Origin of the sequence: Plantactinospora mayteni, from assembly GCF_016862935.1 — a bacterium.
Taxonomy (GTDB): Bacteria; Actinomycetota; Actinomycetes; order Mycobacteriales; family Micromonosporaceae; genus Plantactinospora; species Plantactinospora mayteni.
This window is the reverse complement of sequence record NZ_BONX01000002.1, coordinates 122,140-138,341: the sequence shown is the minus strand read 5'-3', so window position 1 is coordinate 138,341 and position 16,202 is coordinate 122,140. Positions and strand designations below refer to the sequence as shown.

The 16,202-nt window shown below is 71.6% G+C and carries 7 protein-coding genes; 3 read left to right on the top strand and 4 right to left on the bottom strand.

Annotation, left to right across the window (positions count from 1 at the left end; genetic code table 11):
* Positions 1-555: 555 nt before the first annotated feature.
* On the top strand, positions 556-2,919 hold the full coding sequence (locus Pma05_RS01040; RefSeq protein WP_203855316.1) for a bifunctional diguanylate cyclase/phosphodiesterase: 2,364 nt from the start codon (positions 556-558) through the stop codon (positions 2,917-2,919).
* Between the two features lie 202 nt (positions 2,920-3,121).
* On the opposite strand, the gene Pma05_RS01035 is transcribed toward Pma05_RS01040, so the two are convergent.
* A complete protein-coding gene (locus Pma05_RS01035; protein ID WP_203855315.1) occupies positions 3,122-4,273 on the bottom strand; it encodes a calcium:cation antiporter in 1,152 nt (383 codons plus the stop codon).
* A 248-nt stretch (positions 4,274-4,521) separates the two neighbouring features.
* Here Pma05_RS01035 and Pma05_RS01030 point away from each other — a divergent pair, with 248 nt between their 5' ends.
* Together Pma05_RS01030 and Pma05_RS01025 are read left to right on the top strand one after the other, a co-directional pair.
* The gene (locus Pma05_RS01030) at positions 4,522-7,227 is read left to right on the top strand and encodes a hypothetical protein (protein ID WP_203855314.1); all 2,706 of its coding nucleotides are present in this window, start codon (positions 4,522-4,524) and stop codon (positions 7,225-7,227) included.
* The gene (locus Pma05_RS01025; RefSeq protein ID WP_203855313.1) at positions 7,224-9,743 is read left to right on the top strand and encodes a hypothetical protein; all 2,520 of its coding nucleotides are present in this window, start codon (positions 7,224-7,226) and stop codon (positions 9,741-9,743) included. Before Pma05_RS01030 ends, Pma05_RS01025 begins: the two co-directional genes overlap by 4 nt.
* 133 nt (positions 9,744-9,876) lie before the next feature.
* Here the strand turns inward: Pma05_RS01025 and Pma05_RS01020 are convergent, their stop codons facing one another.
* From Pma05_RS01020 to Pma05_RS01010, 3 genes are read right to left on the bottom strand one after another with little or no spacing between them, the layout of a single operon-like run.
* On the bottom strand, positions 9,877-11,868 hold the full coding sequence (locus tag Pma05_RS01020) for an ATP-binding protein (protein ID WP_203855312.1): 1,992 nt from the start codon (positions 11,866-11,868) through the stop codon (positions 9,877-9,879).
* Positions 11,865-13,472 carry a DUF2201 family putative metallopeptidase gene (locus tag Pma05_RS01015; RefSeq protein WP_203855311.1) on the bottom strand — a complete coding sequence of 536 codons (1,608 nt, stop codon included), beginning with the start codon at positions 13,470-13,472 and terminating at the stop codon, positions 11,865-11,867. Before Pma05_RS01015 ends, Pma05_RS01020 begins: the two co-directional genes overlap by 4 nt.
* Positions 13,469-16,123, bottom strand: coding sequence for a hypothetical protein (locus Pma05_RS01010; protein ID WP_203855310.1), 2,655 nt, complete (start codon positions 16,121-16,123; stop codon positions 13,469-13,471). The genes Pma05_RS01015 and Pma05_RS01010 overlap by 4 nt, the downstream gene beginning before the upstream one ends.
* Positions 16,124-16,202 lie beyond the last annotated feature (79 nt).

Below are 16,202 nucleotides of genomic sequence, written 5' to 3'. Positions count from 1 at the left end.
GCGCGGTAGTGGGTAATCGTCGACCACGGACTCGGTGTCCCGCACAAAACGGCACGAGACGCCCCCACGTTCGCTTCCGATGATCATATTAATCGGTCCGGAGTCGCCCCTTACAGCACCGCTGAACGATGACGATCCGTTGATTGTGGACAGAAAGCGACCGTGATAGCTTACGGTCCGGCACAGCGCAGGCGCACGGCTCGCACCGCGAGTGCGTGATTTCGGGTATTGACGTCGATGCTCAGGTCGGGGCGAGCAGAGCAATGGCGACCGACGCTGCCACACGGGGCGATCAATGGGGCTGCGGATCCGGGCGGCGGGGCCGACCGGCCTCTTCCGGCCACGTTCCTCGGTGTCGCGAGCGTATTCACCGCCACCGTCCTCGTCCTCGTCCCCACCCGCCCGAATCGCCGGGCGGGTTCGCCGCCGAGGGTTTCCGGCTGGCGCCGGCGTACGTCCCGACCACCACCGTCCCGACGCGCCGCCCGCCTGCCGCACTACCCGTCGACTCGTCGCCGTTGGATGGGAATGAGGACAGCAGTGAGGACCTCCCGCGTGGCCGATCCCGCCCCGGACACCGATCTGACGGTTCTGGGTTCGCCCGTCTACCGGGCCGCGAAGATATCGGTCGGCACGCTCGGCGTCGCGTACGCGCTCAGCACCCTGATCCCGTTCGACGGCCAGCGACCGGCCTTCCTGGACACCTGGTTCTACTCCGCGGTGCTGGTCGCCACGTCGCTGCTGGCGCTCGCTCGGCCGATCCTGGTGCGGCACAACCGTCCGGCGTGGACCTGCGTCGGGGCGGGGATCGCCTCCTGGGCTGCCGGCGACATCTACTGGTCGGCCAACTTCGCCAGCGCCGAGGCCAGCGAGATCCCGGTGCCGTCGCTCGCGGACGTGTTCTACGTGGGCCTCTACCCGCTGGCGTACGTCGGGTTCATCGTGCTGGCCCGGGCCACGGTACGCCGCCTGCCCGCCTCGGTGTGGCTCGACGGCGTGGTCACCTCGCTGGCCGTCGGGGCCGTGTTCTCCGCCGTGACGCTCACCGACCTGCTGTCGTCCAGCACCGGTGGGGCGCTGGGGGAGACCGTCACGAACCTCAGCTATCCGATCGGCGACCTGGTACTCATGGTCGTCGCGGTCGCGGCGCTGGCGATGGTGCGGTGGCGTACCGACCCGGTGTGGTGGCTGCTCGGGCTGGGCGCGGCGGCCTTCGCGGTGGCCGACACGGCGTACCTGTTCGGCCTGGCCGGCGACACGTACGAGGACGGGACCTGGATCGACGGGACGTGGATGATCGGCCTGGTCCTGATGGCGCTGGCCGGCTCGCTGTTCCGCCGTCGACCCGTCGACGAGGTGAAGGGCTTCGCCGCGCTGCTGGTGCCGATCCTCTTCTCGCTCTGCGCGCTCGCCGTGCTCATCGTCGGCACCCTGGTCCCGCTGCACCCGGTGTCGATCGTCATGGCGAGCGGTTGCCTGGTCGCCGCCGGTGTCCGGACGGCGCTCACCTTCGAGCAGACCCGCGAGTTGACCCGTACCCGGGTCGAGGCGGCAACGGACGAGTTGAGCGGCCTGGGCAACCGACGGGTTCTCGACTCCGCGCTGCCCGGCATGCTCGGCAGTCTTCCGCCGGGCGCCGCGCTGCCGCTCACCATCGTCAGCGTGGACCATCTGCGGGAGATGAACCGTACCCTCGGCTACACGGCCGGCGACATGATCCTGCACACCGTCGGCTCCCGGTTGCGTGCGGCGCTGCCGGGCGACGCGGTCGCGGTTCGGCTCGGCGGGGCGGAGATCGCCATCCTGCGGACGGTCGCGGCGGGCACCCCGGAGAGCATCGGCCGGGACACCGCACTCCTGCTCCGCAGCCTGGGCGGCCCGGTCACCGCCGGGCCGGTCCCGGTGCAGATCGAGCTGAGCGCCGGAGTCGCCATCGCGCCGGGGCACGCGACCAGCTCCGCCGAGCTGATCCACTGCGCCGCCGACGCGTTGCACGAGGCGAAGGCGAACCGCTCGGAGGTCGAGATCTACGATCCGAGCCTTCGCGGCGACCTGAGTTCGCATCTGCTGCCGGACCTGTTGCGCGCCGTCGAGAACGAGCAGCTCTTCGTGTACTACCAGCCGAAGGTCGAGCTGACGACGCGCCGCCCGGTGGCCCTGGAGGCGCTGCTGCGCTGGCGTCACCCGGTCTACGGGTGGATCGAGGCGGAACCGCTGCAACGACTGGCCGCACAGGTCGGGCTGACCCGGCAACTCACCCGGGTCCTGCTGCTCTCCGCGATGCAGAGCTGTGCCACCTGGCGGCGGAAGGGCTACGACCTCGGGGTCGCCGCGGACATCTCGGTGGCCGACGTGCTCGACTCCCACCTGCCGTACGACGTGGCCAAGATGATCAACAAGGTGGGCATGCCACCGGCCGCGTTGACCCTGGAGATCGCCGAGGAGGTGCTGCTCGTCGATGCCCGTCGGACGGCCACCGCGCTGGGCCAGTTCCGCCACTTCGGCGTCCGGCTCTGTCTGGACCACTACGGCCGCTCCGCGCCGTCCCTGACCCGGCTGCGCAGCATGCCGGTCGACGAGCTGAAGCTGGACCCGTCGTTCGTCGAACCCATGGTCAACAGCACCCAGGATGCCGTCGTGGTCCGCTCGACCGTCGAGCTGGCCCGATCCCTGGGCATGCCCACCATCGTGGAAGGGGTCGCCTCGCCCGACCTGCGCGACGCGGTGGCGCTCGCCGGCTGTTTCGGCGTCCAGGGTGGCCTGTCCGGTGAGCCGATGAGCGCGGACAGCCTCCAGAGCTGGCTGGCGTCGCCGCACCGGGTGCCGGTCGAGTATCAGCCGGCCACCGGGCAGCACCACCACACCCAGGCGGGTCCGGGTGGCTGGGGCGTCGACCCGGCGGCCGGACGCCACCGCTGACCGGGGGTACGGCCGAGCGGGTGATCTCCACGCGTACCGGTGTGCCGGGCCGTCGACCACGGTGGGCTTCTCGATGCCGGGCAGGTCGCGTCGCACCCCCGCACCGGCGGCGTCCTCGGCGACATGCGCGACCTGTCGGTCTTCGCCGACTCCTCCGGGCGGTCAAGCCACGCGGCTAGGGTCGGCTGACCCCGGTGAGCCGTCAGGGGTTGGTGGCCAGGAACAGGAACGCCGCGCAGACCGAGAGGTGTACGGCGCCCTGCAACACCGTGGCCCGGCCGGGCATGACGGTCAGTACGCCGACGCCCGCGGTCAGCGTCAGCAGCACGAGCTGGGTCGGGCCGAGGCCGAGCATCAGTGGACCGTCGAGCCAGATCGAGGCGATCGCGATGGCGGGAATGGTCAGCCCGATGCTGGCCATGGCGGAGCCGAGGGCGAGGTTGAGGCTGATCTGGACCCGCCTGCGGCGGGCGTTGCGTACCGCGGCGATGGTCTCCGGCAGCAGGATCAGCAGGGCGATGACCACGCCGACGACCGCGTGCGGCAGGCCGGCGCCGGTGACGGCGTTCTCGATGGTCTTGGACTCCACCTTTGCCAGGCCGACCACCGCGACCAGGGCGGCGACGAGCAACCCGAGGCTGAACAGCGTGGTACGCGTGGACGGCGCCGCCGCGTGCTCGTCGTCGACCGTGCCGGCGTCGGCGCTCGGCGGCACCGGCTTGTGGTTCCGCTGGGTGGTGCCGTCGTCCACCGGCAGGAAGTAGTCCCGGTGCCGGACGCTCTGCACCACGACGAAGAGGGCGTAGAGGACCAGCGACGCGACTGCGGCGAACGCCAGTTGGGCCCCGGTGAACTCCGGCCCCGGCGTGCCGGTGGTGAAGGTGGGCAGTACCAGACTGAGCGCGGCGAGGGTGAGGACGGTGGCCAGCGCGGCACCGGTCCCCTCGGCGTTGAACGACGTCACCCGCTGCCGCGCGGTGGCTACCAGCAGCGACAGCCCGACGATGCCGTTGCAGGTGATCATGACCGCCGCGAACACGGTGTCGCGGGCCAACGAGGCCGTACCGGGCCCTCCGGACACCATGAGCGTGATGATCAGGCCCACCTCGATGACGGTCACGGCGACCGCGAGGATCAACGAGCCGAACGGCTCTCCGACCCGGTGGGCGACGACCTCCGCATGGTGCACCGCGGCGAGCACCGAGCCGGCCAGCAGGATCACCACGACGACCTCGACCGCGGCGGGCAGGCTACGCCCCCAGACCGCGATCAGGGCCACCACCGCGAGCAGCGGGAAAGCGGTGGCCGGACGGTTGACGGACGTACCCGACGCGGTAGCCGGTGGCGGTGTCAATGCATTCCCCTCCGATGGCGGTCGACGCCCGCGTGAGCCGGCACCACGGCAACCCTACCCGGTGGCCTCGGTGGCCCTGACCAGCACGAAGTTACCTGCTGGCCCGGTCGAACCCGTCGCGATCGTGGATGATGTCGGCCTGGTGCTCCCGTACCCGGTGCACAAGATCGTCGACGGCGCGGCTGAGCGCCCTTTCGGTGCTCCGGGGAGTGTCGTGGGGATGTCGTACCGTTTGCCATGATCGGTACATGATGGACGGGGTGTGGGGGCCGATGGGCGAGCGGGCGGTGGCGGCCCTGGTCAGTACGGCGGATCGGGCTCTGGTCGAGCGGCTGCTGGCGCGTGGTGGGGCGGCCCGGGCGGCGGTCGCGGGCGACCCGCTGTCGACGGCGTTGGTGGACGTGGTGCTGGCCGGCGACGACGAGACCCTGCGCCTGGCGTTGACGGGTAACCCGGCTTTCGTACGGGATCACCGGGAGCGGGCGCTGGACCTGGCCGGGACTGGTGAGCCGCGGATCTGTGCCGCCCTGCTCGGCAACCCCGCCTCGGACGAGCGGCTCCGCGCGACCGTATTCGAGGTGATCGATCCAGCCGACCCGAGCTGGCGCTCACCCGACGGGTTCGTCTCCGGAGTCCTGGCACGGATGTCGGACCGGGTGGATCACGAGGTCGCCGAATGGGCGGGCAGGTCGCCGTTCGGCGAGATCGATCGGGAATACCTGCGGACTCGCCGTGACTCGTGGGACAGGCAGTTGGCGGTGCTGGGCAACCTCTGGCGGCACCACGGCCGTACGGAGGTGATCGCCGCGCTCGCCGAGGTGACACCGCACCCGTTCGCCGCCGAGGTGGTGGGTGCCGCGCTGGCCGAGCCGGAGCGCGACGTCGACGAGCAACTGGCACTGACGGAGCGGATCGAGGCCCTGCGCCATCCACAGTGGTCGGTACGGCTGCTCCGGCTCGCCGACGAGGCGCACGCCCGGCTCGCCGACAAGTACGAACTCGACTGGTCCGAGGTGCTGGCCGCACACCGCGAGCGCCCGTTCTCGGTGCGTACCCTCCGGGACCTGGTCGGTCGCGCCGACTGCCCGGAGCACTTTCTGCTCGGCCTCGTCGACCGCAAGGCTCCGCAGGTCGCCGGCCGGGAACTGTTGACCCCGCTCGCCAAGCGGTCACCTGGGGTGAGCCTGGCGGTGCTGGCCGCCTTCGTCCGGGCACCTCGGGGGTCGGGTGACGCCGACGCCGCGCTCGCCTCGGTCGTACACGCCAGCCTGGAGCAGGGCACGGTCACCGTGGACGAGGCCCTGGAGGTGCTGACCCCGCTCGCCACCCTCTGCGGCGTGCTGGAAAAGGGCGACGGCTTGCTGAACCAGGCCGTGGGTGCCCGGGTGGAGGCGGCACTCGGCTCCGATCCGGGCGCCTGGCGGGCACTGTGGAAGCTGCTGCCCCGGTGGCGGCAACCGCTGGCCCGACTGCTGACCGCCGCCGCCGACGCCGGCCCGGGTACCCCGGAATGGGCGAAGCCGGAGCCGGCGCCGTCCCCCGGACGGCGGCAGCACGCCGATGCGCCGAAGATCACCGCGCCCCGGGCCGCGTTGTACGCCCTGTTCGGCTGCTGCTCGGTACAGGTCCGGCTCGACGTGCTGCCGATCCTGGACGAGCTGGCCCGGTTCGACCTGCTCGCCCGGCACCAGGTCGAGCCGGCGTTCTCCGACGGGGTGGCCGCCGGCGGTGACCGGGCCGACCAGCTGATGCTGGCGGCGAACCGCGGCCTCGACGACAGCCAGAAGGCGCGGCTTCTCGCCCTGGGCGACCCGGACGTCCACGCCCAGTTCTACGTCAACCTGTGGGCGATACCGAGGGGTCGGCTGGACCGGTGGCGCCGGGATCTTGCCATCGGGGTACGCCGGCGAAGCGGGGACGACCTCGACGACGTACTCGCCGAGCCTGATCTGGTCCGAATGAGCGATCAACTGCGCCGGTACGTCTTCCGGAGCCATCTGGACTACCCCGGGGTGAGCCAGTGGCACACCCTGAGCCCGTTGGTCGAGTCGGGACAGGCCGAGATCGCGGTCGAAGTGCTCCGGGCGGTTCAGGTGCCGACCGGGCTGCTCCAGTTACGACTGCTGCTCGCCGTTGCCCGCCGCGACGGCGTACCGGCGGCCCGGGAGGTGCTCGGCACCGATCTGTCCGATCGGCAGTACCGGGATCCGCCCTGGGACCCACCAGCATTCCAGGCGGCCGAGGCGGCGCTCGGGGCGGCCGGGGCGGCGCTCGGGGCGGCCGGGGGCGACGCCGACGACGGCGAGGCGCTGCGCCGGCTCGTGGAGGTGGTCGCCGAGTGGAGCAGCCCGGCTCGCTGGATCGCGCGCCTTCGCGAGCTGTCCTCGTTCGTCAGCGGCATGTCGTTCGGAGGTTTCGAGCTGATCCAGGACGACCTGCTCGAGGTCGGCGCCGAACGGTACACGATGGACTGGTCGCTGCTGGGGCGGGAGCACGAACGGTTGCCGTTTCACGACCACCTGGTCAACTTCCTCAGGGCGCTTCACGACCCCGCCCTGCCACCCCCGTGGAACACCCCCTGGGACGACCTCGATGCGGCGCTGGTGGCCGACGAGACCACTCTGGACAGGATCCTCGCCACCGGCCGACCCGCCGCCCGGGTGCTCCGGGCCGGCAGCGAACACGGCTGGTGGCGACGTCCGGACAACCCGTTGCCCGGGCTCTGTGCCGACCTGCTCGGTGCGGATCTCGACGCCTGGCAGCTCGCGGGCGCGCTGCTCGACGAGTTCGCCGGGACCGTGCCGGAACTGCTCGGGTCGGCGGCCACCGCCACTGCCGCTCGCGCGTCGGTCGACGTCGCCGCTGCTCCCGCCACGGCCACCGTCGCCGTGGTCGAACAACACCCTAGGTTTGGCCAGGTCGGCGCGGTACGAACGAGTGAGGGAGCCGAATGAATAAGACGGCGGTGGCGGCACTGCTCGGTGCGGCGGATCCAGTGCTGGTGGGGCGCCTGATGGCACGTAGCGCCGGCGCCCGGACCGCCCTTGACGCCGATCTGCTCCCGACGGCGCTGGTCGACGCCGTCATGGCCAGCGACGATATGGTCCTGCGGAGGGCGTTGGCCGGCAACCGGATCTTCCTCCGGGACCACCGGGAGCGGGCGGTGGAGCTGGCCCGCACCGGCGGTGATCCGCTGACCGGTACGGCGCTGCTGCTCAACGAGGAGACCGACGACGAGATCCGTACGGCGGTGTGGCAGGCCGCCGATCCGACCGACCCGGGTTGGCGGGCGCCCGGGGGCCTCGTCGCCCTGCTGGTCAACCGGGACTGGAGGAGACAGCAGCCTCTGTGGCACTGTGTCGGACGGTCGCCGTTCCCGGAGATCGACGCGGCCTTTCTGCGGCATGTGCTGGGCGGGTGGCGCCTCCAGTTGGCGGCGCTGGAGAATCTCTGGCGGCACCACGGCCGGGCGGAGGTGCGGACCGTGTTCGCCCAGGCGGCGCAACGGCATCCGCTCGTCGCCGAGTTGGTGGACGCCGCGCTGGCGGAGCCGGAGACGGGCACCGACGACCACCTGGCCCTTCGGCGGCAGGTCGAGCCGCTTCGCGAACCACAGTGGTCGGTACGGATGCTTCGGCTGGTCGAGGAGAGACACGGACAGGAGCTCGCCGACGACCAGCGGATCGACTGGCCGGCTGTGCTCGCGGAGCATCGGAGACAGCCGTTCTCGTACTCCGTGTTGGCCCAGTTGGTGAGGCGGGAGGAGTGCCCGGACGAGTTCCTGGTCGGCATCCTCGACCGGAAACTGGCGGTACCGGCCGGCCGGGACCTGCTGGCACCGCTCGCCAAGCACGAACGCGGGGTGAGCCTGGCGGTGTTGGCCGCCTTCGTCCAGGCGCCCCGCGAGGGTGGCGACGCGGACGCGAGGTTCGCCTCGGTGGTGCGCGCCAGCCTGGAGCAGGGCACCGTCACCGTGGACGACGTGCTGACGATCCTCACCCCGATGTCCACCCTCTGCGGCATCCTCCACAAGGGCGACGGCATGCTGAACGAGGCGGTGGGTGCTCGGGTGGAGGGGACGCTCGGCTCCGATCCGGGCGCCTGGCGAGCACTGTGGAAGCTGCTGCCCCGGTGGAAGGAGCCGCTCGCCCCGCTTCTCGCCGCCGCGGTCGAGAACGCGGGGCGTACGGCGGAGTGGGTCAGCCCGAAGACGGCGCCGTACCCGTCGCCGGAGCAGTTCATGGCCGCGCCGAAGATGACGGTGCCGCGTACCGCCCTGTATGCCCTGCTCAACGCCTGCCCGGCCCGGATCCGGCTGGACGTGCTGCCGGTGCTGGACGAGCTGGCGCAGTTCGACCTGCTCAGCCGGCTCCGGTTCGCGCCGGAGGTGTTCGACGGGGTGCTCAACCGGGGTGACCGGCCCCTGCTGCGGCTCCTGGCGGCGAACCGCCACCTGACCGACGAGCAGCGGGCCCGACTGCTCGCCCTGGGGGACCCGGACGTCCACGCGCAACTCTACTTCCGGGTGTCGGACCCCAGGAAACGCGAGATCGCCATCGGGGTACGCCGGTTCGGCACGGTCGGTGACGGCGACCCGATGTTCGCCGATCCAGACCCGGTCCGGCTGGGCAACGTGCTTCGGTTCTTCTATTTCGACTCGAAACGGCAGTGGGCGACGCTCAGCCCGGCGCTCGAATCGGGGCAGGTCGATGTCGCGATCGCGCTGCTCAAGGCCATCCGGATCCCCAGCGGGCTGCTCCAGTTGCGGATGCTGCTCGCGGTGGCGCGGCGCGACGGCGTGCCGGCGGCCCGCGAGCTGCTCGCGGCGGACCTCTCCGACCGGAAGTACAAGGGAGCGGCCTGGGAGAAGGACGCCCACCAGGCGGCCCAGACCGCACTGGCGACGACCGCGGCCGACGGCGACGCGGTAGCGGTCGGGCGGCTCGCCGACATCGTCGTCGAATGGAGCGGCCCGGAGCGCTGGATCGCGCGGCTGCGCGAAGTGTCGTCCCAGGCCGCGGCGGGGATCGAGGCGAAACTCGACGCGGAACGCCACACCGTCGACTGGGCGTTGCTGGTGCGGGAGCACGAGCGATCCACCTTCCCGCCGGACGTTCTTACATACCTGGAGAAGCTGCCGGGGTGCCCACCACTGCCGCAGCGTACCGACGGCGGCTGGCTGGAGCGCTGGCGCGATCACTCAGCGGCGCTGGCGGCGGGCGAGACGACGCTCGACAACATCCTGGCCGCCGCCCAGCCCGCCCGGGATGTGCTCTGGATCGGTGAGCGGAATGGCTGGTGGCAGCGCCCGGACAACCCGCTGCCCCGGCTCTGTGCCGATCTGCTCCGCACGGACCTGGACGCCTGGCAGCTCGTGGTCACCCTGCTCGACGACTTCCCCGACACTCTGCCCGAGCTACTCCGTACCGCCGCAGCCGTGGTCACCCCGATGCCGGCGGCGTCGGGGTGACCACGGCACGGCGTCGGGGTGACCGGTCCGGCATCGACCTCAGGACCGGCAGACGCGCCCGGCGCCGGGTATGCCGCCGGGCTCAGTCCGGCCGGACCGAGTCCAGCGGCGGGTACCGCCACGGGGCGGGGGGTCAGCGTCCGGTGAGTTCCGCCATTCGGGCCAGCGCCGCGACCCAGAACCGTTGCCGTTCCGGGCTCTGCCCGACCAGGTAGGTGGCACGCAGCTTCGGCGGCAGGTACGGCAGCAGCGCGGCCACCACGTCCAGGTGCTTCTCCAACTGCGACACCTCGGCGTTGGAGAAGACCTGGTGCACCAGGTCGGTGTCGTCGGTGCCCTCGTCCGACGCCTCGGAGGCTGCCGCCAGCCGTGCCTCCCAGCTCGCCCGGTGCCGCGCGACCTCGGTGAGCCCGATCGCGGGACGCTCGGCCAGCCGCGCCTCCAACCCGGAGAGCGGCACCGGAGCATACTCGCCGTCACCGAGGTAGACCAGGGCTGGCTGGAGCGGCATGCCCACCCGGTGCAGTTTGATCAACCGTTCCAGGGTGCGCTTGGTGATCCAGTCCCGCCCCTCGTCGTCGATGTCGTTCTTCCACCACTCCAACACCGTCTCGGCCGTCTCGCCGTACGTCGAGATGAGCCACTCGTTCGCCGGGATGTCCTCCGGGCGTACCTCGTAGCTCACCGTGAACCGGCTCGCCTGGGCGACGTTGTTGCTGGCCACCAGGAGCTTCCGACCCAGGTGGTACGGCGGGTTCTGCAACGCCACCTGGGCGCGTAGGTTCGGGATCACCCGCCCGGCGAGCGTCCACTCCTGGGTGACCTCCATCAGCTTGGCGAAGGTCGCCTTGTCCTTGGGACGGTTGTACTCGTCCCAGACCAACACCTTCGGCTCCGGGCTCAGCAACGACCGGGTCAGCAGCGCGTCGAGCTGGCCGTCCGGGGTGGGAACCGGCACGCAGAGGTCCTCGACGTTGGTGACCGGGAGCGAGAAGTACACCGGCTCGCGGCCCGTCTCCTCCCGGGCGATCTGCCGAGTGATCTCCGTCTTGCCGCAGCCCGGCGGCCCCTGGAGCAGTACCGCCCAGCGGTTGGCGATCGCCGCGCGCAGGATCCGGCGTACCGGGTCGGGCACGGTCCCCGGATTCCGTACCCCGACCGCCGCCGCGATGCCGTCGAGGATCTCGCTGGTGCGGTCCCGGTTGGTCGAGCCCTTCCGATCGACCAGGGCCAGCCGGGTGCCGTTCTGCAACGGCAGGCCCCAGGCCAGCGGAAAGCCCTGCCGAGCGCAGGACAGCACGTGCTCCAGGGTGCGGGGCGAGAGCAGGTGCCGCAGTGCCGGGCTCAGCGAGGCCCAGGTCCGGAACACCTCCCGCAGGTCCCAGTCGGGGAACCGCTCGGCCAGCGCGTACCGCCAGCCGGTGTCGTTGGCGGTGAGCCGGATGGTGACCATTCGGTCCAGGATCGCCAGGTCAGAGCGGCGTACGCTGGTTTCGGCCAGTGACTCGTTGTCGGTGAGGAACACCCCGACGCAGCCGAGCTGCCGCAGGTCATACTCGCCCAGCGTCCAGTTGCAGGCGATCTGCATGAGCTGGGACTGCACCGTGTTGCCCGCCTGCAACGAGTCGTCGAGCAGCAGCACGAACGGCTGGCCCGGCACCAACTGCCGCATGACCAGTTGCTGGAGCATCAGCTCGCCGCTGCGAGCGTCCCGGACCGGGGCGTTGACCAGCAGGTCGTCCGGGGTCAGGTTGGCCGCCGGCACCACCACCAGCGTGGTGTCGGGGTAACGCCGGGGCACGTACGACACGAACGTCGAGGTCTTGCCGATGCCGTGGTCGCCGAAGATCTGGCCGGTCTGCCCGATCGCGATCATCGCGTCGATGAACTGCTCCAGCCGTGCCGCCGGGCCGTCCGTCGGCGGCTTCGGATAGGTGGCGTTCGGCGTGAACCGCCGTCCGGCGTCCGGACGGTCGTCCCCGCCACCGTCGTCCCTGCCACGCCCCCGGGAGCCGCTGGCCCGATCGCCGCCGCCCCGCTTGCGTCCGCCGGATTTCCGGCTGGCGGGCGGTTGCTCCGGGGCGTCCGTCCGAACGAGGTCCACAGTGTCCACCAGACTCCTCATGCCTGTTGTCCTGACCTGACCCGGTGGCAGGCCATCGGGGGGTGGTGCCGTTCCGGCCAGTCGTCGCCGTCGTCGGTGATCAGCCAGATCCAGCGGTCGGGCTGGGCGGGGGTGACGGCGGGGGCGTACCCGTCGGTCACCATGATGATCGCGTCGGGCTCCAGCTCGAACCGTTTCCCGTCGACCTCGACCCGGCCCTCGGCATAGTCGACGACGTTCTGGAAATTGGTCCCGCCGCCTCCGGTGACCCGCTCGCCCGGCACGAACGGCGTCACCCGGCCGTCGAAACTGAGCCAGTGGCTCTCCACCCCGTCGGTCTGCCCGACCAGCGTGGTCAGCCATTCGACCACCCGGTCCGGCATCGAGCCCGAGGTGTCGAAGGCGACCAGCACCACCTTCATGCGCTCGGGCCCGCGCCGCTGCAACATCGGCTCGTGCCCGAGAGCCAGCAGCACCGCGCCGTGCTTCTTCGGATAGACCAGCCGCTCGGCCTCGGTCAGCTTCGATGCCAGTACGTCGGTCAGCCACTTCTGCCACCAGTCGATCCGGCGGGTCTGTGGGGTGCTGCCGCGCAGCTTGTCCAGGCCCAGCCCGCCCCACAGCCGGGTGAGCCGTTCACCGCCGTCCGCCGTACGGTCCGCCAGGTCGAGCAGCTCCTCACGGGCGGCCGGGTTGCCGCGCAACGCCCCCCGCATCACCTCCTGCAACACGTCGCCGGCCACCCGCTCGACGGTCTCGTCGTCCAGCGGCACGCCCCACCGGCCCTGTCCGCGAACGCTGCCGCGACCGGTGCCCGCCTCCCGGCTGCCGTCGGGGTTGCGGTTGGACTCCCCGTCCCGGCCCTCGGACTCCCCGTCCTCGCCCCCGGATTCTCCGTCGCCGTCCGGTTCGCCATCCAGGTGGATGCAGACCACCACCTCTGGCCACACCGGATCGGTCATCCGCCTCAGCTCCCCGTAGACCGTGAGGTCGGTGTAGACGAAGTCGTCGTACGGCAGCGGGTTCATTCTCTGTGCCCGCAGGTCCGCCATGTATGTCTGGTGGACCTGCCGGGGGTCGACCCCGACCGTCCTGGGCACCGGCTGGCCCGCCTCGTCGCGGGTCGTCTGGTTCGGCAGCGTGCTCCGCTCCAGCCGGCGCATCGCCACGTGGTTGATCGCGACCTCGGCGGCGAGCACGAACGCGGGGTCGCCCCGCAGTTCCTCTTCCACGTGCAGATGCCGGTGCATCAGATGCCGCGCCTCGTGGAACAGCACGAACTTGACCCCGTCCAGGTCCAGTTCGGTGAGGAAGTACGGGTTGTAGAGCAGGGCGCACCCGCCGTCACCGGTGGCCACCACGGCGGCGGTGGGTACGGCGGTGGTGGCGATGTGGTGGTGGCACTTGGCGTACAGCCAGGACGCCAGCACGCTCTGCCCGACGCCGAAGTCCAGCAGTGCGGACTCCTTCAGCCGGCGGGCCCGCTCCACCACCTCCGGCTCGGCCGGCTCTTCGGCCAGCAGTGCCCGCAGGTCGGCCAGGTCGGGACCGCGACGGACCCGATGTGTCCCGGGACGGCGCGCCGGCTCGGTGTCGGTGGCCCGGGGGTGGTCGAGTCGACTCATCGGTTGGCCCTCTCGGCGGTGACGATCAACTCCGTGATTGTCCCGGGGAAGTCTGGCAGGAGGCGCAGGGCCAGCAACCACGCCTCCAGGTTGCCGTCGATCGGGGCGACCAGTTCGGTCAGCAGCGCGTTGTCCGGCTCGGCCACACCGGACGGGAACAGGCCCAGCACTCTCCGCGCCGGGTGGCCGTACCGGAGCAGGTCCTCGGCCCGGAGCAGCCCGTCCTGCAACGCCCGGTCCGCCCAGTTCTGCCAGGGGCGCTTGTCCAGCGGGGTGTCGGTGAGCACCTCCCGAGCCTCGACACCGGCGGCCAGGCGGCCCGGCGGGTAGTCCGGGGCGGGGCCCTTCGCCAACGCCGCCAACCCCGTCGCCGGGCGGCGCGGCGAAGCCGGCCCAGGGCGCGACCGACCCGCCTTCGCCAGTTCGTCGGGACAGGCCGGCACGTCGACCAGGTGGGGCAGCGACCCGGGCGGCAGCGGCTCGCGGAGGTGTTCGGCCAGCACCGTGTCCCAGTTCCAACTTGGTAGCTCGACCGCGATCAGGTCTGCGGTCGCGAGGTCCTCCTGGTCGGCCGAACGCGCGCTGGCGGCCGAGCCGCGCAGCAGCGCCACCAGGAAGTGGGCCCGCAGCCGGTCCAACGCGGCGCTCGGGTCGGCCTCGGCCAGCAGTTCGGTCAGCAGTTTCACCAGCTTGGCGTCGAACTTCTTGGTCCGCTGGCCGGGCACCGCGCCCAGGTCCTCGTCGAGCAGCGCGCGTACCGCGTCGGGGCCACCACGGCGCCACAGCCCGGCCATCAACCGCAGGCGGCGGACCCCGGGGCGTACCCCGACGTACCGCAGGAGGTTGCGGGCCACCAGCGGATCGCCGCAGCCCAGGGCAAACGGCGTCGTCCACGAGTTGGCCCGCTTGCCGAGCAGGTAGTCGCGCAGCCCGGGCGGCAGCGGACGTTGCCCGGTGCGGCCCGCCCCGAACGGTTTGCCGACCAGCACCGCCAGCTTCTGCCGATCGGTGGCCGCTTCCTGGAAGAAGAGGCTGGTCGCCAGCTCAGGGTCGTCATCGGTGAGCAGCCGGTCGATATGTCCGGGGTCGAGGCTCGCCCGGCGGGCCAGCACCAACCGGTCCCGGGCACCACCGGCGGTCACGATGCGCTCGGCCAGCATCGGCTTCGCCGACCCCGTGACCACCAGCTCGTGGGCCGTACGGTCGTCGAGGTGGGGCAGCAGGGCGGAATGGGCCGCCGGGTCGGCGACCTCCAGCAGCATCAGGAACGCGGACCGGACGGCGGGCAGCCGGGACACCGTACGCCGGGGGTCCGGCAGGTCTCCGGAATCCGGCCAGGGTGCTCCGGTCGTACGGTGTTCGGCGGCGGTGGCCACCGCCGTGTCGAGCAGCTCCGCCACGCTGCCGGTGTGCTCCGCCAGCCGGGCGCGCAGGGACCGCCAGGGCGCCACGTCGGCGCCGAGCCGGTCCCGGACCAACTCCTGCAGTTCGGTGCGGAACTGCGCCCAACCCAGCGACCACCTCGGGGAGCGCGGGTACCAGCCCGGCCCGAACCGCCGTGCCTGTTGTCGTTGCTGCCCGCTGGCGCTGAACCGGGTGAACTCCTGCTCGGTCCGCGCGACGTCCAGCACCGCGACCGCCGGTCGGGCCAGCGTCACCAGCTCCGCCCCCGAGACGCCGGCGTGCAGGGCATACGTCGTCAGACCCTCCATCCACTTCGACGTGCTGCGGGTACGCGGCGGCGCCGCGAGCATCGCGCGCATCAGCTCGGGTGGGGAGTCCCACTGGCTCAGCAACGCCTCGGCGATGCTCTCCTGGGTGAACGGCTGCCGGGCGTACTCGGCGCAGAGCAGGTCCCAGTCGAGACCCGTACGCGCGCCGACCAGCTCCGCCGCGCTGGGCGCGGCGCTCCCGCCACTGGCGGCCTTTGTGGCGGCAGTACCCCGCCTGCCGGCGTCGATCCGGCGCAACTCGCTGATCAGGGTGGCCGTGTTCTCGGCCGCGTCGACCGCCTGCTCCAGCGATCGTCGCCCGTCCGGATCCGTCAGTGCCGCTCGGGCCAGGTCGACCACATCCGCCGCCAGGTCGGCCACTGTCAGCACGGATCGTACGGCGTCCGGGCCGGCATGTGTGTGCAGCGAGAGCAGTGCGCGGAGCTGCTCCGCCCTGCTGAGGTCGGGGCCGACCACGGTGAGCGCGCGGCGTACCAGGTCGGGGAAGGCACAGACCACGGCGCTGCGGAGCAGGGCTGGTTCGGTCCGGGTGAGCAGATCGGGAATCAGGCCGCCGGGGCCTGTCCAACCCTTCGTACGCGTGGCGGCGGCGAGCATCGCCCGGCGTTGCCGGGCGTCCCAGTGGCGGTGTAGGAACAGCTCCCGAACCGTTGCGGTATCACCGTGCTCGGCGAGTTTGTCCAGCACCCACGGCTGGCCGGCGAGTTCGACGTTCTGTGCCGCCGCGCCGCGCAGCGCCGGTCGGTCGCTGGCCACCGCCGCGCTCACCAGTGGCGGCGGCAACGTCCGAGGCGTCTGCGCCTGCGCCAATGCCGTGAGCAGTGCGGGGTCCGCCCGCCCCACGAACTGCTCCCAGTCTCCGGGCGTCGCGACCGCGAGCAGTGCGGCGGCAGCCAGGCCGTTGTCGGCGTTGCTCATGAATTTCCAGTTTCCAGCCGTAGTCGTCCGATTGGTGGAACCCAGGCACCATAGCCGCCGACGGCGACAGTTTCCGCTC

Excerpts from the sequence above, each read along its gene's own strand:
- Pma05_RS01015 (WP_203855311.1), bottom strand. The coding sequence starts at position 13,472 with ATGAGTCGACTCGACCACCCCCGGGCCACCGACACCGAGCCGGCGCGC.
- Pma05_RS01010 (WP_203855310.1), bottom strand. The coding sequence starts at position 16,123 with ATGAGCAACGCCGACAACGGCCTGGCTGCCGCCGCACTGCTCGCGGTC.
- Pma05_RS01020 (WP_203855312.1), bottom strand. The coding sequence starts at position 11,868 with ATGAGGAGTCTGGTGGACACTGTGGACCTCGTTCGGACGGACGCCCCG.
- Pma05_RS01025 (WP_203855313.1), top strand. The coding sequence starts at position 7,224 with ATGAATAAGACGGCGGTGGCGGCACTGCTCGGTGCGGCGGATCCAGTG.
- Pma05_RS01030 (WP_203855314.1), top strand. The coding sequence starts at position 4,522 with ATGATGGACGGGGTGTGGGGGCCGATGGGCGAGCGGGCGGTGGCGGCC.